This window comes from Ruegeria sp. AF5 (assembly GCF_056541905.1).
The window spans coordinates 16,790-35,098 of sequence record NZ_JBQFYZ010000007.1 but is presented as its reverse complement, the minus strand read 5'-3'; the positions used below and the strand labels follow the sequence as shown (position 1 = coordinate 35,098).

Genomic DNA, 18,309 nt, shown 5'->3' with positions numbered 1-18,309 from the left:
ACGGACGGTCAGAGGGACCTTAGCAATGAAGACACGTGACATGAACCGGGACTGGATCGCCACCGCAGCAACTCTGAACAGCGCATTGCCCTATCTGCAGCGCTATGATGGGGCCATCGTCGTCATAAAGCTGGGCGGGCATGCCATGGGCAGTGACGAGGCGATGGAGAGCTTTGCCCGCGATGTCGTCTTGATGCGGCAGGTCGGCGTGAACCCGGTTGTCGTGCATGGCGGTGGTCCGATGATCAACGCGATGCTGAACAAGCTTGATATCCAGTCCGACTTTGTGAACGGCAAGCGCGTGACCGACACGGCAACCGTCGAAGTTGTCGAGATGGTTCTGTCTGGCCTGGTGAACAAGCGCATCGTTCAGGCTATCAATGGACAGGGCGGTTCGGCCGTGGGTCTGTCGGGCAAGGATGCAAACCTGATGATCTGCGACCAGACGGATGCGTCTCTGGGTTATGTCGGCACCCCGTCCGAGATGAACCCGAAAATCCTGCATGATCTGTTCTCACATGATGTGATCCCGGTCATCGCCCCTCTGGGCGCGGGACGTGAGGGTGAAACGTTCAACGTGAACGGCGATACGGCTGCCGGGGCGATTGCCTCGGCATTGAAAGCTGACCGCCTTCTGCTGCTGACTGATGTCTCGGGCGTCAAGAACGCGGCTGGTGACGTGGTGACCGAGCTGAAAGCCGGCCAGATCCGCGAGATGACCCGCGAAGGCACCATCGCGGGCGGTATGATCCCCAAGACCGAAACGGCCCTCGATGCCCTGCACAGCGGCGTTCGGGCCGTCGTGATACTTGACGGGCGCGCGCCAAATGCGGTTCTGCTTGAACTGTTCACGGAACATGGCGCCGGGTCGCTGATACGGCCAGACTGATCGCAGCAACAGCCGAGGGAAGATGACAGACCTTGCGCAACCTTCCTCAGTTCCGGATGCGGCAACCTATGGCCGCGTAGAACACGCGGCGCGTCAGGCGGGGTTGATTGTCATGGGTGCGCTGCATCCTCATCGCGTGGCAGCCCGGCAACTTGACACTGGCACGCTGGTCTTGCTGGGCGCGGGTCCTGATTTCTGGCCTGCTCTGAAAGCCTCGCCGGAATGGCGGGGGCCTGATCCAGTAGACCACTGGTCAACCAGAACCGTCGGCCAGATGGCGCATGCGTTCGGTGCACAGGCCTATTTCCCCTTTGGTGGTCCGCCCTATGCGCCATTCATCGACTGGGCCCTGAAATCGGGACGCACTTTCAGCAGCCCGGTGGGGGCCTTGGTACATGACACGGTCGGCATGATGATCTCATATCGCGGCGCACTGCATTTCGCCCATGAGCTTGCCATCCCCGAGGCGTCCGGCGTTTCCCCCTGTGACACCTGCGCCGCACCGTGCACGACGGCCTGCCCTGTCGGCGCGCTGAACGCGCAAAACTTCTATGACATCGCAGCCTGCCACAACCATCTTGATACCGCTAAGGGGCAGTCCTGCATGACGGGCGGCTGTCTGGCCCGCCTCGCTTGCCCGCTCAGCGCTGGCGCAGGGCGCGACCCCGAACAATCAGCCCATCATATGATGGCTTTTCACCCGTCATGACCCGCACCCTGATCCTGACGCGTCACGCCAAATCCAGCTGGGACAATCCGGGACTTGGCGACCATGAACGCCCCCTGAACAAGCGTGGGCGCAGGTCTGCCCCCGCCATTGGTGCATGGCTGCGCGATAACGGCTGGCTGCCGGAAGAAGTGCTAAGCTCGACGTCAACCCGCACCCGCGAGACATGGGCCCGGATGGGGTTAAAGGCCGATAAGGTCCGCTTTCACAAATCGCTCTACCACGACGCCGATGCCGAAGACATGTTGCGCGAGTTAGCAGGTGCCACGGAACCGACTGTGTTGATGCTGGGCCATAACCCCGGAATCGCCGAATTCGCCAACCGCCTTGTGCAACGGCCGCCGGATCACATGCGCTTTTTCGACTATCCGACTTGTGCAACCACTGTGATGAAATTCGACGCCGACAGCTGGTCAGACGTGCGCTGGCATATGGGCGCGGTGCTGGGCTTCACCACTGCGCGTGAGTTGCTGGAATAGAAAAAGGCGGGGCAAAACCCCGCCTTTCCACCATCTTGAGCCGTTCAGTGTCCCAGAATCTGGCTGAGGAACAGTTTGGTCCGCTCGCTTTGCGGATTATTGAAGAACTCTTCCGGTTCGTTCTGTTCCACGATCTGGCCCGCATCCATAAAGATCACGCGGTTGGCAACCTGACGGGCAAAGCCCATCTCGTGCGTCACGCACAGCATGGTCATGCCTTCCTCGGCCAGCTCGATCATGGTGTCGAGCACTTCTTTGATCATCTCGGGGTCCAACGCCGATGTCGGTTCATCGAACAACATGATCCGCGGCATCATGCACAGCGAGCGGGCAATTGCCACACGCTGCTGCTGACCACCCGAAAGCTGACCAGGATACTTGTCGGCCTGCTCGGGGATTTTCACCTTTTCAAGGAAATGCATCGCGCGCTCTTCGGCCTCTTTCTTAGGCGTCTTGCGCACCCAGATCGGGGCCAGCGTGCAGTTCTCCAAAATGGTCAGGTGCGGGAACAGGTTGAAGTGCTGGAACACCATGCCAACCTCGGACCGGATCTTGTCGATGTTCTTGAGGTCATTCGACAGCTCGGTCCCATCCACGATGATCGTGCCCTGCTGGTGTTCCTCCAGCGCGTTCAGGCAGCGGATCAGGGTAGATTTCCCTGACCCGGACGGACCCGCAATAACAATCCGCTCGCCCTGATTGACGGTCAGATTGATGTCGCGCAGCACGTGAAAGGAACCGTACCACTTGTTCATGTTGGTGATTTCGATGGCGACCTCGTCGCTCACCTGCATTTTGGAACGGTCGATTTCGCGGTCAATTGCAAGTTCAGACATGTGTTGAACTCCTTAACGGTGGCCAGTCTGAAGCTTGCGCTCCAGATACATGGAATAACGGGACATAGAGAAGCAGACGATGAAGAACAGGAACGCGATGAACGCGAACAGTTCCCAATAGATGCCGTTCCAGGCTGTGTCGGCGCGGATAGCAGATGCCAATCCGATCACGTCGAACAACCCGATAATCGACACCAGCGTCGTATCCTTGAAGATCCCGATGAATGTGCTCACGATGCCCGGAATTGAGATTTTCAGGGCTTGCGGCATGATGATCAGCCTCTGCGCCTGCCAGTAGTTCAGGCCCAGACTGTCGGCGCCTTCGTACTGTCCTCGTGGCAGGGCAGCCAGACCACCCCGGATCACCTCGGCCATGTAGGCCGCCGAGAACAGGGTCATCATGATCATCACCCGCAAGATGATGTCAAAGTTGGTGCCTGGCGGCAGGAACAGGTTCAGAAGCAGCGACGCCACGAACAACAAGGTGATCAGCGGCACACCGCGAATGAACTCGATAAAGCCCACGCACAGGTATTTGACGATTAGCAGGTCCGACTGACGCCCCAGCGCCAGAACGATACCGATCGGAAGTGAGACACCAATGGCCACAACGCCCAGCAGGATCGCCAGCATGAAACCACCGAACTGACGGCTTTCAACAGCTTCGATGCCAATCGGCAGAACCGAGTCCAACGCGCCCGTGAAATAGCTGGACAGCACCAGCCACCAGATCACTGCGGCAACGACCGCACCGATCATACCCACCAGTTCACTCACCTGCTTGCTGAGGACCGAATACACGAACCAACCGACGACAAACCCAAGCGCGGCCGAGATTGGCCCCCAGATGGTTCCGCCCCACATCAGGAACGGCATCAGGAACGGGTAGATTGCCGTGAAGATCAGCATCTTGGTTGGGACGCGGTCCGAATACAGAACCGGCGCCAATGCGACCAGCAACAGAACCAGCGCAAGGATCGGTCTCCAGTACAGATGGCTTGGATAGAAGCCGAACAGCAACTGTAACCATCGGTCATTGATAACCGCCCAGCAGGCGTGCCCATGGGTCGACCCCCAGGTGGCCATCATGATCTCGCGGCACTCGTTGAGAGAGTCGGCATTCCACACGGACTGGAAAATCCATGGCAGAACACCTGACAGCACGTAGTAGATCGCATAAAGCGAAACCACCGTCAGGATCGTGTTAAACCAACTTGAGAACAGGTTGTGCTTGACCCATCCCAGCGCACCGACCTCGGAAGCAGGCGGTGCCTGCTCGGGCAGCATTTCCGTGCGGACAAATGAAACATCACTCATATTACCGCTCCACCAGTTTTACACGGTTGTTGTACCAGTTCATCACCCCTGAGATGCTCAGCGAGATGGACAGATAGACCAGCATCAACAGCAGAACACATTCCAGCTCGCGACCGGTCTGGTTCATGGTGATGCCGCCAAGGGTCCCCGTGATGTCCATATATCCGACCGCGATCGCCAGTGACGAGTTCTTGGTCAGGTTCAGGTAGTTCGAGATCATGGGCGGAATGATCACCCGCAATGCCTGCGGCAGGATCACAAGGCGCATGGTCCGGCCCGGGCGCAGACCCAGCGCCGATGCGGCTTCGGTTTGGCCTTTTGAGATGGCCAGGATACCCGCACGAACGATCTCGGCGATGAAGGCCGCCGTGTAAAGCGACAAGGCCAGCCACAGCGCGATCAACGAGTTACGCAAATGTGTGCCGCCGGTAAAGTTGAAGCCTTTCAGCTCAGGGAAACCAAGGTGAAACCCCAGGATGGTGAGAAGGACAATCATCGGCACAAACAGAATACCCAGTTGGATGTGCCAGATAGTCGGACGATCACCGGATGCCTCTTGCTTGGCTTGTGCCCAGGCGGACACCTTGCGCATCGCAAAGATGCTGCCACCAAGCACGATCAGAATGGCGATCAGGTCCAGCGAGATATCGAACCGCAGGCTCGACGCACCGAAGATGTGTATATCACCCAGGCTGCGCGAGAACAGGAACTCCGGGATATAGACCCCGCGATTGGTCACCGCGACAGAATCGAACAGATTCATCGTGGCTTCTGGGTTTTCTCCGCGGAACGCCCTTGGTGCTGGCAGGCTTTCGATCAGAATGGCCATGGCCAGAACGATCCACAGCAGCACAGGTACGTTGCGGAACATCTCGACATAGACGGTCATGATCCGCGCAACCAGCCAGTTGTTGGACAGGCGCAGAACACCAACCAAAACACCGACTATCGTTGCTGTGATACAACCAAGAACCGCCACAACCAGCGTGTTCAGCAAGCCGATAAAGGCCGCGCGCAAGTGACTGTCGCGCGAATCGTATTCAAGCAAGCGCTGGTTGATATCGTAACTGGCCGGTTCTGCGAAAAAGCCGAACTCAACCGGTTTTCCAAGCGCTTCGAGGTTTTGGATGGTATTGGAGATGATCCAGGCTGCCAGAAGCATAAAACCAATCATTGCAATGACCTGGATGGTCGCAGATCGGTACCGCGTATCATAAAGGAGCATGGACAGCCGGAACTGCTCCTTCGGCGGGTCAGTGAGAGTCGTCATGACCTATGTATATCCCCGTGCATCCCGTAAATATGTCGGCAGAGTTGATCCCTGCTCAAAACCGTACGGGCGTGATTCTTATGGATGGAAAAAGGGCGCAGGTTGCCCTGCGCCCTTCTCCGTCGATATTAGCGGAACGGCGGCGAGTACAGCAGGCCGCCTTCGGTCCACTGTGCGTTCAGGCCGCGTGCCAGACCAATCGGGGTTTCTTCACCGATGTTCTTGGCAAACACTTCGCCATAGTTGCCGCCGGCTTTGATCGCCTTGGCTGCCCAGTCAGCGTTCAGACCCAGCATCTCGCCCAGGGTGCCTTCGGTACCCAGCAGGCGGTTGATTTCAGGGTTTTCGGTACCCGCGGCCAGTTCATCGATATTGGCCGAGGTTACGCCCAGCTCTTCAGCCGAGATCAGCGCGTTCAGAGTCCAGCGCACAACGTCGCCCCACTCGTGGTCGCCGTGACGGACCAGCGGGCCCAGCGGCTCTTTCGAGATGATTTCAGGCAGCAGGATGTGATCACCGGGGTTTTCGAATGTGGCGCGGGTTGCCGCCAGACCCGAAGCGTCGGTGGTGTAAACGTCACATGCGCCAGCCAGGTACTGCTGCTGTGCTTCGGCGTTGGTTTCGATCGGAACCGGTTCGTAGCTGATGTTGTTCGAACGGAAGAAGTCCGCCAGGTTCAGCTCGGTTGTGGTGCCGGTCTGGATACAAACGGTTGCGCCGTCCAGTTCCTTGGCCGAGCTTACGCCCAGTGCCTTGGGAACCATAAAGCCCTGACCGTCATAGTAGTTCACACCGGTGAATTCGAACTTCAGGTCGACGTCGCGGCTGAAGGTCCAGGTGGTGTTCCGCGCCAGCATGTCGATCTCGCCCGAGGCCAGAGCGGTAAAACGTGTCTTACCGGTGGTCGGAACGAATTCTACCGCGCTTGCATCGCCCAGAACAGCAGCAGCAACGGCACGGCACAGAGATACGTCAAAGCCCTGCCATTCGCCATTGGCGTCAGGAGCAGCAAAGCCAACCAGACCGGTGGTCACACCACAGTTCAGCTTGCCGCGCGCTTTAACGTCGTCAACGGTCCCTGCCACGGCTGCGCCAGCAGCAAGACCGGCAATCGTTGCCGCGCCCAAGATTACGGATTTTTTCATTTTTACCTCTTCCTGATTTCCCGCCCCATCAGAGGCGGCTCTGCCCGGCAAGTGGATGCCGGATAGGTTACTCCAAAGGTGTCTCCCCTTTAGTGGCACTGAGTTTGGGCGTATTCATAAACAAACGTCAAGGGTCGGATCATCGAAAACGATGGATCAGACCCCAACCAATTTGAACATTTGGCCAAAAATCGGAAAATAAGGATCAAACCGACATATCAAAGAAGCGTTTAGCATGCAGAAATGCGGCTTTCTTCGTTTCGGCAACCGCATGGGCCTCGTCATCGTGACCCCATTGTTCGATCTGCCAGGTTTCGTCCAGCCTCGAAATGCGCCATATTTCGGCCGGTTCGCGCCAATCCATGGCCGCCGCAAACCCGAGAATCAATGACCCTGACAAGCTGACCAGATCGTGGAACGCCGCCAGTTGAAACGCATCCAGCGCATGGACGCGAGCACGCAGCGCCGACAGGGCAGCGGCAGATTGCGGCTTGTGCAACACACCTATAACCGGCTGCAAGCGAGCAGACAGCGCAGCCTCGGCCCAGTCCAGTGCCGGATCCCATTCGGCGCTTTGACGTTCCTGCAACTCTGTTGGATGTGTCGCTCGATAGCACAGCAGATCAGAATCGCCGTAATCCGCAAGCATATCGGCAACTTCCCCGTGCTGGGACCGAACCTTGTCGATTGCCGCATTCGCCGAACGGGTGCATGGCATCGTCGACGGTTCTACCTCTTTCTGCTGGGCATCCCATTCTGACGCAACCGCTTCGGCCATGGCGCGGGTCGGCAGGATCAACGCCGCTTTGGCAGGGGTCTTGACGCGGCGGCCATCCAGTTCAACCGTAAACCCGCCGTCGACCTCGGTAATCCGGCTTTCTTTCCAGAAGCGTTTCGGTTTCCAGTCACTCATGTTTCAGTTCCATATCCCGGCCAGCGCAGTGGGCAACTGGTCAAAGGTCTCAATCACGCAGAAGGCCGAGGTCAAAGCAGACCGATCATGGTACCCCCATGCCACGCCGATGCCGCGCACCCCGGCAGCGGCAGCCATGTCCATGTCATAGCTTGTATCGCCGACCATCACCGCGCAGTCGGATTCGACACCGGTCTCGGCCAACGCGGCCTGCACCATGGAAGGATGCGGTTTCGACGGATGGTGGTCGGCGACCTGCCGGGTGACGAAGTAGCGCTCAAGCCCATGCACTTCGATCAACGCATCAAGTCCGCGCTTGGATTTGCCGGTTGCCACCCCAAGAAGCACTTCGGGTACGGCGTGCAAGGCTTCAATCGCCTCTCGCGCGCCGGGATAGAGCGGAGAGCTGGCAGCGTCCAAATCCAAGCGATGCGCGTGATAAGCTTCCTTGTACCCTTCAACGAGATCGTTCTGTACCGAGGAAGGTTGGTCCGGCACCAATCGTGCGATGGCATGTGGCAGGGACAGCCCGACAATGGACAGGATCACCTCTCGCGTCGGTACAGGTACCGACGCGGCCTGAAAGCTGGTGGTCATGGCGTGAACGATACTGCCCTGACTGTCGACCAGAGTGCCATCGACATCAAATAGAACCAGCCGCAGGGGTGCGCTCATTGCAGCGCCTCAAACGGGTCGTCGGCGGCCAGATCCTCGGTCCAGCCGAAGGTGTCCCAGCTGTGTTTCATATGTTCTGGCAAGGGCGCTGTCACGGTCACAGGTTTGCGCGTGATCGGATGCAGGAATGACAGTCGCCGCGCGTGCAGATGCAGCTTTTTGCTGATGATCCCACCCAATTGTGCGCCCCAGCCATCACCCAGGTTTTCCTGCCCCGAGCCACCGTATTTGCCGTCGCCTATGATCGGATGCCCGATCGCTGCCATATGCGCGCGCAGTTGGTGGGTGCGGCCCGTGATTGGCTCCATCGCCACCCAAGCGGCGCGCCCGGCCACCCGGTAGAGGGTCGCATAATGTGTATGTGCCCGTTTCGCACCGGGGGTGCTGTCGATCTCGTTCATATGGACGGGGATCATCTTTTCACCCTCGCCGTGGGCGCCATGACCGGCTGCTTTCACAAGACCCGTCTTGATTTCACCCAGATATGGCGTGGGAACACCTGCAACCAGCGCCCAGTAAATCTTGCGTGTATCGCGGTGACGGAAAGCGGCTGTTAGCCCCTTCGCGGCTTCACGCGTGCGGGCCAGCAGCAGAACACCTGACGTATCCTTGTCCAGGCGGTGAACCAGACGCGGGTTTTCGTCATACCCAAACCGCAACGCCTCGGACAGGCTGTCGACATGCCGGGTCTGCCCGCTGCCGCCCTGTACCGGCAGGCCCTGCGGCTTGTTCAGGGCCAGAATGTGATCATCACTGTAGATCACGCAGGACTGGATCATCTTGGCATCCGCATCCGAGATACGATGCTTGACCTCAACCGGTTTGTGATCAGGCCCCGGCAATGGCGGCACACGAACCACCTGCCCGACCTCCAATCGGGTCGAGGCCTTGGCCCGGCTGCCATCCACACGCAGTTCTCCCTTGCGGCACATCTTTTCGATGCGGCCCTGGCTGACATGCGGGAACAGGCGGCGCAACCAGCGGTCCACACGCTGATCGCCGTCCCCTTCAGCGACTGTAATCATCTGTACGCCACTCATGCCATTGCCCCTTGCGCCGCGCGGGTGATCCGCCCGGATTGCGTCTTTGTCCGTGTCCCAGAAATCATGGGGGTCTCTCGCGCGCAACGCGGCAAGAGTCAAGGTATCAGACAGGAACCTTTGGCGTTCGTGGGGGCTCAGCGCCACCCGCCACTTCTCGGCGCGGTCAATACATTCCCAGCCAGCCTAGCTGTTGCGCTGGGTCCGAAGCTTGGCGAAGTAATCGAGGCGCTTTTTCAGCTCACGCTCGAACCCGCGCTCGACCGGTTGATACAAAACCGGGCGTTTCATCGTTTCGGGAAAATAGTTCTGACCGGAAAACCCGTCTTCGGCGTCATGGTCATACGCATAGCCAGCACCATATCCCTGATCCTTCATCAGTGATGTGGGGGCATTCAGGATATGTTTGGGTGGTGGCTCGCTGCCTGATTGCTTGGCCAGCCGCATCGCTGCCTTATAGCCGACATAAGCACCGTTGGATTTCGGGGCCAGGGCCAGATAGACCAGCGCCTGCGCCAGCGCCAGCTCACCTTCGGGAGAGCCGAGCCGCTCATACGTTTCCCAGGATTGCAGGCAGATGGCCTGCGCCTGCGGGTCGGCCAGACCGATATCCTCGACCGCCATCCGTGTGATCCGACGCGCCAGATAGCGCGGGTCTTCGCCCCCTGTCAGCATTCGCGCAAACCAGTACAGCGCCGCGTCCGGGTCGGACCCGCGCACCGATTTGTGCAGGGCTGAAATCAGGTTGTAATGTTCATCGCCCGACTTGTCATATTTCGCCGCCCGCCGCATCAGCCGCGTCGACAGCGCGTCCGTGTCCAGTGGCGCATCCACCTTCCAGGCCGAGACCTGTTCGATCAGGTTCAACAACGCCCGTCCGTCCCCATCGGCCATTTCCTGCAACGCATCGCGGGCTGCGGGTGTCAACGGCAACGCGCGGCCCAGCTCTTTTTCGGCACGCTGGGTCAGGCGTTCAAGATCGGAAAGGCCAAGCCGTTCCAGCACCAGAACCTGCGACCGGCTGAGAACAGCGGCGTTCAGCTCAAAGGACGGGTTCTCGGTCGTTGCCCCGACAAGAAGGATCGTGCCGTCCTCCATATGCGGCAGAAAACCGTCCTGCTGTGCCTTGTTGAAGCGGTGAATCTCGTCCACGAACAGCAAGGTCCCCTGCCCATTCTGACGCCTGATCTTGGCCGCTTCGAAAACCTTCTTCAAATCCGGCACACCGGTGAAAATCGCACTGATCTGAACGAAATGCAGATCGGTTTCCTGCGCCAGCAACCGTGCGATCGTCGTCTTTCCGACACCGGGCGGCCCCCAGAAGATCAGGCTGGACAGACTGCCCGACGCCAGCATGACCCCCAGCGGCGCATTCGGGCCAAGAACCTGTTCCTGACCGATGACCTCGGCAAGAGTCTGCGGGCGCAACCGGTCCGCCAGGGGACGGTGTGGCGCAGCGGTGGGTTCCGTTGGCCCGGTATCGAACAGATCGCTCACGGGTTACAGCCGGAACCGCAATGAGACTGACCGGCCACCGCGCAGAAGACCCATCTGCACACGACGACCCGGATCTGTCAGCGCATTCTCTACATCCCCAGGACGTTCGATGTCATTGGAATTGATGCTTTCAAGAATATCCCCCGATCGCAAACCTGCGCGTCCACCATAGGGACCGGGATCAACAACAACGACACCTGTCTGGGACAGTGGCAAGCCCATATCAGAGATCACCGCAGGGTTGACGCGGGACACCACCAGCCCCGGCAGGACAGTGTCTTCATCCAATGTCGTCTCTTCAGCCGCCGGGACTTCGGGCGCTTTGATCAGTGCCACCTCAACCTCTTCGCTCTGGGTGCCACGCAGCCGTGTCAGAACCGATGTTCCCCCAACCCCTGCGACAGACATGCGAAACTTCATCTCGGCAGGTGAGTTCACTTCGTCCCCGTCCACATGGGTCACGACATCCCCCACCTTAAGCCCCGCCTCGCGCAGCGGGCTAAGGTCATGCAGGTCCGAGATGACAACACCCAGTGGGATGGCAAGACCAAGGGATTCAGCAATATCCGCGCTCATATGCTGACCGGTCATGCCTGCCCAAGGGCTGACAAAACTGTCATTGCCCTGCTGTGCCTGTTTCAGGAACTCGGCCACAAGATTTGCGGGGATGGCAAAACCGATACCATTCGACCCGCCCGAGCGTGTCAGAATAGACGTGTTGATCCCGATCAGGTCCCCGTTCATATCAATCAGCGCACCGCCGGAATTTCCCGGATTGATCGCTGCATCTGTCTGAATGAAATACCCGCGCGCATTGCCCGTCGCCGTACCTGTACGCGCCAAGCCCGAGATGATGCCAGAGGACACCGTCTGCCCCACCCCGAACGGGTTGCCGATGGCAAGGGCCAGTTCGCCAACCTCGACCTGATCGGAATCGCGCAGGGTCAGGTAGGGCAGATCTTGCGCCTCTTCCAGAAGCAGGATCGCAATATCGCTTTCTTCGTGCCCCAGTACGACCGTGGCAGAAAACTCGCGCCGATCGGTTGTCACGACCCTGATCTCGGTCGCCGAGCCTACAACATGGTAGTTGGAAACAACGTAGCCATCTTCAGACAGGATGACCCCGGAGCCCAGCGAGTTCTGAACCCGCGGCTGCGGCGTTCCCAGGCTGCCGCCGAAGAAATCCCGAAAGAACGGGTCCGAATAAAATGGGCTGGCCCGCCCCTGCCGCACGATCTTGGCGTAGATATTCACCACCGCAGGCGAGGCCTTTTTGACCACCGGAGCAAAGCCCAGAGAGATTTCGGACTGTGATTGCGGGACGCGGGTTTCGGCAAATGCTGGCAGGGCCATGACAAGCATAAGAGCGATAAAGGATGCGCGGATCATGGGGGCTCCGGATTAGATCATCCTTGGGATATGCGGGGCAAAGGCGATAAATGCAAGCCGCGCGCTCAGCTTCGGCGGCGCAGGAACTTGAGCCCGGACCAATCGGCGTCAACCGCGCAAACCTGCACGTCGACCCAGCCCAGCGGCAGGATTTCATTGCGCAGCATATCCTCGGTCACACCTGCGTGCAGTGGCGAAGATTTCTTGGCCCAGGAGACCCACAGCATTCCTCCGGGCCGTATGTGGGCGATTTGCTCAGCGGCCATTTCGGCGATCTGGTCCGGGTGGTTCAGGAACATGTGAACCGCATCCGCGAGATCGGCTACGGGGTCGAACAGAACACCGTCGGCACCCGCTGGCAGGTTTGCATAATGGGCAGGGGCGTTGAGTGTACGGACCATGTATCCGGGTTTGAATCCCAGTTTCGCCCAGAGCGGTTTGCCTGAGTATCCTGCTGCAGGTTCACTTGCCATAACAGCCTGAACTTATGGCGCAAATCGAATGAAGGCAATTGGTTAGCTGAGGCACAAAAAAGCCCGCCCGATTGCTCGGGCAGGCGCATCAGGTCGATGACCGTCGTGCTTATTCTTCGGCTGCGGCCTCTTCGGCGGCAGCGCGGGCTTTGTCCGCGGCGCCTTTGGCATCGATGTCGCGATCGACGAATTCGATGATCGCCATCGGAGCCATGTCACCATAGCGGAATCCGGCTTTCAGGATGCGGACATAACCGCCCTGACGCTCAGCATAGCGGGGGCCCAGAACTTCGAACAGCTTGGCGACGTCTTTGTCTTCTTTCAGCTGTGCTGCGGCCTGACGGCGGGCGTGCAGGTCGCCGCGCTTGCCCAGAGTGATCAGCTTTTCGATGATCGGGCGCAGTTCTTTTGCTTTGGGCAGAGTTGTCTTGATCTGCTCATGTTCGATGAGCGAGCCAGCCATGTTTGCAAACAGAGCCTTGCGGTGCTCATGAGTACGGTTCAGGCGGCGGTAACCACGTGCGTGACGCATTTTTCAATTCCTTCTTTCGCGTTTTGCTTTGTCCGGCCTCCGATGCGTGTCAGAGGCTCACCTTGGGGCGGGATTGCCCGGATTGTACGTTTTGTACCGGCTTTCAGACCCCATTGGTCCGAAATGTACAAAACCTGCGACGGCAGGTTGGCCCCGCCGCCGCAGCCGAAGATGCTTAGAACGCGTCTTCGAATTTCTTTGCCAGATCTTCGATGTTGTCGGGCGGCCAGTCCTCGACATCCATGCCGAGGTGCAGACCCATGCCGGACAGCACTTCCTTGATCTCGTTCAGCGACTTGCGGCCGAAGTTCGGGGTGCGCAGCATCTCGGCTTCGGTCTTCTGGATCAGGTCGCCGATATAGACGATGTTGTCGTTCTTCAGGCAGTTTGCCGAACGGACCGACAGTTCCAGCTCGTCCACTTTCTTGAGCAGCAGCGGGTTGAACTCCAGACCATCGTCTTCGTCCTGACGGTTTGCCGATTCCGGCTCGTCGAAGTTGACGAAGATCGACAGCTGATCCTGCAGGATGCGCGCGGCGTAGGCCAGTGCGTCATCGGGGGTGATCGAACCGTCGGTGTCGATCTTCAGGGTCAGCTTGTCATAGTCCAGAACCTGACCTTCGCGGGTCGGCTGCACGTCATAGGCGACTTTCTTGACCGGCGAATAGATCGCGTCGATCGGGATCAGGCCGATGGGCGCATCTTCCGGCTTGTTCTTTTCAGCCGAAACGTAACCCTTACCGGTGTTGACGGTCAGCTCCATGAACAGGTCGGCGCCGTCGTCCAGGTGACAGATGACGTGATCGCGGTTCAGAACCTCGATACCTGCGCTTTCGCTGATGTCACCTGCGGTAACGATTGCCGGACCTTTGGCATTGATCGACAGGCGCTTGGGGCCTTCGACTTCCATGCGCAGGGCAACCTGCTTGAGGTTCAGGATGATGTCGGTGACGTCTTCGCGCACGCCCGCAACCGAGGAGAACTCGTGCAGGACGTTGTCGATCTGGACGCTGGTGATGGCCGCGCCTTGCAGCGAGCTCATCAAAACGCGACGCAGGGCGTTGCCCAGGGTCAGACCAAAACCACGCTCCAGCGGTTCGGCAACCAGGGTCGCCTGACGCGCAGGGTCGTTGCCCGGCTTGGCTTCCAGCTGGTTCGGCTTGATCAATTCTGCCCAATTCTTGTGGATCATGTAATCCCTCCATTCCTGCCCGCGCCCCATGACCAACAAGGTGCAGACGCCCGAGGTTCAAAATGACGTGCTGGGGCCGTGTAAAAACACAGCCCCAGCTTAATTTCAGATCGCTTAGACGCGACGACGCTTCGGCGGACGGCAGCCGTTGTGAGCAATAGGGGTCACGTCACGGATCGACGTGATGTTGAAGCCCACGGCAGCCAGTGCGCGCAGAGCCGACTCACGACCCGAACCGGGGCCTTGAACTTCGACTTCCAGCGTCTTGACGCCATGTTCCTGCGCTTTCTTGCCTGCGTCTTCCGCAGCCATCTGCGCGGCATACGGGGTAGATTTCCGCGATCCCTTGAAGCCCATGGTACCGGCAGACGACCACGAGATGGCGTTGCCCTGTACGTCCGAGATCAGGATCTTGGTGTTGTTGAAGGTCGAGTTCACATGGGCAACGCCCGATGCGATGTTCTTGCGCTCTTTGCGCTTGATGCGAGTCTTATCGCGTGCCATCGGTCAGACCCTCCCTTATTTCTTCTTACCGGCAATGGCCTTTGCGGGGCCTTTGCGGGTACGAGCGTTGGTGTGGGTACGCTGACCGCGAACCGGCAGGTTGCGGCGGTGACGCAGACCGCGATAGCAGCCCAGGTCCATCAGACGCTTGACGTTCATCTGAACTTCGCGACGCAGGTCACCTTCGACGGTGTAGTTGGCGTCGATATGTTCGCGGATGGCCAGAACTTCGGCATCCGACAGTTCATTGACGCGGCGGTGCGCTTCAATGCCCACGGCTTCGCAGATTGCGTTGGCCGAGGTGTTGCCGATACCGGTGATATATGTGAGGGCGATTGGAACCCGCTTTGCAGTCGGGATGTTTACGCCGGCAATACGTGCCACGTGTCACTTTCCTTTTTGTTGCGGTTCCGTAACTCCGGAACCTTTTTTCACAACACTTTACCGTGGCAGTGACGCCAGAGGGTCCAGTATTATTCGAGGTGGTCGGGGCAATTGGGACGAATCCCGCATGCAGTCTTGATTCCCTTTAGGGATGGGGGTCGATATGGGCTTTTGGTGGGGCCGTCAAGCCCCAACTTTCGGTCAACCCAGTATCGCCTCGATCGAGGCCGTCACTTCCTTGATATCCGCCAGCCCGTTCACGGGGCGCAGATCGCCCTTGGCGTAGTAATAGCCAATCAGCGGAGACGTCTTCTTGTAGTATTCCATCAGGCGCGTGCGCAGGCTGTCTTCGTTGTCATCGGCGCGGCGCTGGAAGTCATTTTCCTTGCCGCAATTGGTGCATTTGCCATCCGCCGGGATCGGCTTGGTGTTGTCGTTATAGACTTCACCACATCCGCCGCAGGTTGAGCGTGCGGTGATCCGGCCCACCAGCGCGTCGTCATCAACGCGCATCTCGATCACGGTGTGCAGCGACTGGCCCAGCTTGGTCAGCAGAGCGGCCAGCGCATCGGCCTGCGCCAGCGTGCGGGGAAAGCCGTCAAAGATGAAACCAGCGCCTGTTTCGGTGGTCAGCTTCTCTTCGATCAGGCCGATCACGATTTCATCGGTGACCAGCTTGCCCGCGTCCATGATCGCCGCAACCTTGCGACCCATCTCGGTGCCCGAGGTCTTGGCTTCGCGCAGCATGTCGCCCGTGCTGAGCTGCACCATGCCGCGTGTTTCAACCAAGTGACGCGCCTGCGTTCCTTTCCCTGCCCCCGGGGGGCCCAACAGAATGATATTCATCGACGAGAGGGTCCCTTCCTGCCGCGTTTCTTGCTTTTGCCGCGCAGTTGAGACTTTTCGATAAGCCCTTCGTATTGGTGCGCCAGAAGATGGCTCTGAACCTGCTGGATCGTATCCATGGTCACGGAGACGATAATCAGAACCGAGGTGCCGCCGAAATAGAACGGGATGGCAAATTGGCCCCGCAGGATTTCAGGCAGCAGACAGACGGCGGCCAGATAGGCCGACCCCAGCACCAGCACGCGGTTGACCACGTATTCCAGATACTCGGCGGTTTTCTTGCCGGGGCGGATACCGGGCACGAACCCGTTCTGCTTTTTCAGGTTGTCCGCCACATCGTCCGGTTTGAACGACACGTTGAACGTGTAGAAATACGCAAAGAACACGATCATCGACGCGAAGAACAGCAGATACAGCGGCTGTCCGGGGCCGAAATTGGCCAGCAGCCACGACATGACCGGCCCGTTTGCAGCGCCCGACGAGAAGGTCGAGATCGTCACCGGCAGCAGCAGCAGAGAGCTGGCAAAGATCGCCGGGATCACGCCCGCGGGGTTGACCTTGACCGGCAGGTGGCTGGAGCCACCTTCGTAGATTTTCATCCCGGCCTGACGGCGCGGGTACTGGATATGGATCTTTCGCAGCGCCCGTTCCATGAAGACCACGAACATGATGACGGCAATCACCATCACGATCACGCCAACAATCACGGCGGGGCTGATTGCGCCCGAACGGCCCGACGCGAAGAACTGCGCCAGGGCGGCGGGAACCTCGGCGATGATGCCGACGAAAATGATCAGAGAGATACCGTTGCCGATGCCGCGCGCGGTGATCTGCTCACCCAGCCACATCAGGAACATGGTGCCACCAACCAGCGTGATCATGGTCGACATGCGGAAGAAGAGGCCCGGATCGGTCGCCAGATCGCCCGATTCCAGCGACACAGCCAGACCGTAGGCCTGCACGGTGGCCAGAGCCACGGTGCCGAAACGGGTGTATTGGTTGATCTTCTTGCGGCCCTGCTCGCCCTCTTTCTTGAGCTGTTCGAGCGCGGGAACCATCGATGTCAGCAGCTGCACGATGATCGAGGCCGAGATATAGGGCATGATGCCAAGGGCAAAGATGCCCATTCGGCCAAGCGCCCCGCCCGTAAACATCGAAACCATGCCGCCGATGCCCTGCCCCGCCTGTTCCATGAACTCGCGCAATGCTGCTCCGTCGATCCCCGGCACCGGAATGAAGGTGCCCAGACGATAGACGATCAGCAAACCCAGCGTGAACAGGATGCGGTTGCGCAGATCGGTGGCCTTGCCAAGGGCAGCCCAGCTTGTGTTGGCTGCCATTTGTTCTGCTGCTGATACCATAAAGTCGGTCTCTCTTATGCAAACGCCGCCCGGAACCGTTTTCCGGCTCGGACGGCGTCTTGGAAAACTCTGAAGTCTATGTAAGCGGGTCTTTGCCCGCTCACAAGCGCTTACTCTGCCGCAGCGGCTTTTGTGACTTTCAGTGAACCGCCCGCTTTTTCAACTGCCTCGACAGCAGCTTTCGACGCACCGGTCACTTCCAGATTCACCTTGGCGCTGATCTCGCCTTTGGCCAGAACGCGGATACCGTCCAGCTTGCGGCGGACCAGACCTGACGCAACCAGAGCGTCTTCGGTGATCGCGGCCTTGGCGTCCAGCTTGCCGGCTTCGACGAATTTCTGGATCAGGCCCAGGTTGATGACGGCGAATTCCTTGCGGTTTGGCTTGTTGAAGCCACGCTTGGGCAGACGCTGGTACAAGGGCATCTGACCGCCTTCATAGCCATTGATGGCCACACCCGAGCGGGATTTCTGGCCTTTGATACCACGGCCACCCATTTTACCTTTGCCGGAACCCGGACCACGGCCAACGCGGGTGCGTTTTGGGGCGGCGCCAGGATTGTCGCGCAATTCGTTCAGTTTCATTTCGCTTCTCCTAAGCCGGATATGACCCCCGAAGCGTGATGGGCCAAACACGGCATTTCTTGGTTTTGATTCTCGCGGCCAAAAAGCCACCGCAGGCGTATAGGCCCGATGGCAGGGCTTGGCAAGACTGTAGATCGCCAGCCGCTTGTCATGACCGGCAAAAGCCCCGGGACCGGCCCCGCGGGTGAACCCAAAAGGACACCTTCACCGGGGTCTGACCGAAAATCGAGCACGAAATATGGCGATTTTGGCAATT

General features: G+C 59.0%; 20 protein-coding genes. 3 read left to right on the top strand and 17 right to left on the bottom strand.

Features of this window, described 5'->3' with window-relative positions; translation table 11 throughout:
* Window positions 1-25: 25 nt before the first annotated feature.
* From argB to ACR0DS_RS11680, 3 genes are read left to right on the top strand one after another with little or no spacing between them, the layout of a single operon-like run.
* The gene (gene argB, locus ACR0DS_RS11690) at window positions 26-889 is read left to right on the top strand and encodes an acetylglutamate kinase (RefSeq protein WP_267363778.1); all 864 of its coding nucleotides are present in this window, start codon (window positions 26-28) and stop codon (window positions 887-889) included.
* A gap of 22 nt (window positions 890-911) precedes the next feature.
* Window positions 912-1,598, top strand: a complete 687-nt coding sequence (locus ACR0DS_RS11685; RefSeq protein ID WP_480559542.1) for a ferredoxin — start codon at window positions 912-914, stop codon at window positions 1,596-1,598.
* The gene (locus tag ACR0DS_RS11680; protein WP_480484761.1) at window positions 1,595-2,095 is read left to right on the top strand and encodes a SixA phosphatase family protein; all 501 of its coding nucleotides are present in this window, start codon (window positions 1,595-1,597) and stop codon (window positions 2,093-2,095) included. The genes ACR0DS_RS11685 and ACR0DS_RS11680 overlap by 4 nt, the downstream gene beginning before the upstream one ends.
* A 44-nt stretch (window positions 2,096-2,139) precedes the next feature.
* On the opposite strand, the gene ACR0DS_RS11675 is transcribed toward ACR0DS_RS11680, so the two are convergent.
* From ACR0DS_RS11675 to rplO, 17 genes are all read right to left on the bottom strand, one after another.
* Entirely contained in the window at window positions 2,140-2,931 is a 792-nt protein-coding gene (locus ACR0DS_RS11675; protein ID WP_480484762.1) for an amino acid ABC transporter ATP-binding protein, read from the bottom strand.
* Between the two features lie 12 nt (window positions 2,932-2,943).
* Entirely contained in the window at window positions 2,944-4,248 is a 1,305-nt protein-coding gene (locus ACR0DS_RS11670; RefSeq protein WP_480484763.1) for an amino acid ABC transporter permease, read from the bottom strand.
* A 1-nt stretch (window position 4,249) separates the two neighbouring features.
* Window positions 4,250-5,518 (bottom strand): amino acid ABC transporter permease, encoded by a 1,269-nt coding sequence (locus ACR0DS_RS11665; RefSeq protein WP_480474035.1) that lies wholly within the window; start codon window positions 5,516-5,518, stop codon window positions 4,250-4,252.
* Between the two features lie 128 nt (window positions 5,519-5,646).
* Window positions 5,647-6,663, bottom strand: coding sequence for an amino acid ABC transporter substrate-binding protein (locus ACR0DS_RS11660; RefSeq protein WP_480474036.1), 1,017 nt, complete (start codon window positions 6,661-6,663; stop codon window positions 5,647-5,649).
* 205 nt (window positions 6,664-6,868) lie between these two features.
* Entirely contained in the window at window positions 6,869-7,576 is a 708-nt protein-coding gene (locus tag ACR0DS_RS11655) for an ATP12 family chaperone protein (RefSeq protein ID WP_480559540.1), read from the bottom strand.
* 3 nt (window positions 7,577-7,579) lie between these two features.
* Entirely contained in the window at window positions 7,580-8,251 is a 672-nt protein-coding gene (locus ACR0DS_RS11650; RefSeq protein ID WP_480559538.1) for an HAD-IA family hydrolase, read from the bottom strand.
* Window positions 8,248-9,291 (bottom strand): RluA family pseudouridine synthase, encoded by a 1,044-nt coding sequence (locus ACR0DS_RS11645; protein WP_480487339.1) that lies wholly within the window; start codon window positions 9,289-9,291, stop codon window positions 8,248-8,250. The genes ACR0DS_RS11650 and ACR0DS_RS11645 overlap by 4 nt, the downstream gene beginning before the upstream one ends.
* Window positions 9,292-9,477: 186 nt before the next feature.
* Window positions 9,478-10,788 carry a replication-associated recombination protein A gene (locus ACR0DS_RS11640; RefSeq protein WP_480554832.1) on the bottom strand — a complete coding sequence of 437 codons (1,311 nt, stop codon included), beginning with the start codon at window positions 10,786-10,788 and terminating at the stop codon, window positions 9,478-9,480.
* A gap of 3 nt (window positions 10,789-10,791) precedes the next feature.
* Window positions 10,792-12,177: a trypsin-like peptidase domain-containing protein gene (locus ACR0DS_RS11635; protein WP_480559536.1), complete on the bottom strand. Its 1,386-nt coding sequence runs from the start codon at window positions 12,175-12,177 to the stop codon at window positions 10,792-10,794.
* A gap of 65 nt (window positions 12,178-12,242) precedes the next feature.
* A complete protein-coding gene (locus tag ACR0DS_RS11630; RefSeq protein WP_480559534.1) occupies window positions 12,243-12,578 on the bottom strand; it encodes a glycosyltransferase in 336 nt (111 codons plus the stop codon).
* Window positions 12,579-12,759: 181 nt separating this feature from the next.
* Window positions 12,760-13,182: a 50S ribosomal protein L17 gene (rplQ, locus tag ACR0DS_RS11625; RefSeq protein ID WP_480474043.1), complete on the bottom strand. Its 423-nt coding sequence runs from the start codon at window positions 13,180-13,182 to the stop codon at window positions 12,760-12,762.
* Between the two features lie 175 nt (window positions 13,183-13,357).
* Window positions 13,358-14,374 carry a DNA-directed RNA polymerase subunit alpha gene (locus ACR0DS_RS11620; RefSeq protein ID WP_480559532.1) on the bottom strand — a complete coding sequence of 339 codons (1,017 nt, stop codon included), beginning with the start codon at window positions 14,372-14,374 and terminating at the stop codon, window positions 13,358-13,360.
* Between the two features lie 114 nt (window positions 14,375-14,488).
* Entirely contained in the window at window positions 14,489-14,878 is a 390-nt protein-coding gene (gene rpsK / locus ACR0DS_RS11615) for a 30S ribosomal protein S11 (protein WP_170462414.1), read from the bottom strand.
* 15 nt (window positions 14,879-14,893) lie between these two features.
* Window positions 14,894-15,262 (bottom strand): 30S ribosomal protein S13, encoded by a 369-nt coding sequence (gene rpsM / locus ACR0DS_RS11610; protein ID WP_209505862.1) that lies wholly within the window; start codon window positions 15,260-15,262, stop codon window positions 14,894-14,896.
* 201 nt (window positions 15,263-15,463) lie between these two features.
* Window positions 15,464-16,108, bottom strand: coding sequence for an adenylate kinase (locus ACR0DS_RS11605; protein ID WP_209505861.1), 645 nt, complete (start codon window positions 16,106-16,108; stop codon window positions 15,464-15,466).
* The gene (gene secY / locus ACR0DS_RS11600; protein WP_209505860.1) at window positions 16,105-17,469 is read right to left on the bottom strand and encodes a preprotein translocase subunit SecY; all 1,365 of its coding nucleotides are present in this window, start codon (window positions 17,467-17,469) and stop codon (window positions 16,105-16,107) included. Before secY ends, ACR0DS_RS11605 begins: the two co-directional genes overlap by 4 nt.
* 110 nt (window positions 17,470-17,579) lie before the next feature.
* Entirely contained in the window at window positions 17,580-18,053 is a 474-nt protein-coding gene (rplO, locus tag ACR0DS_RS11595) for a 50S ribosomal protein L15 (protein WP_480508519.1), read from the bottom strand.
* Between the last annotated feature and the right edge of the window lie 256 nt (window positions 18,054-18,309).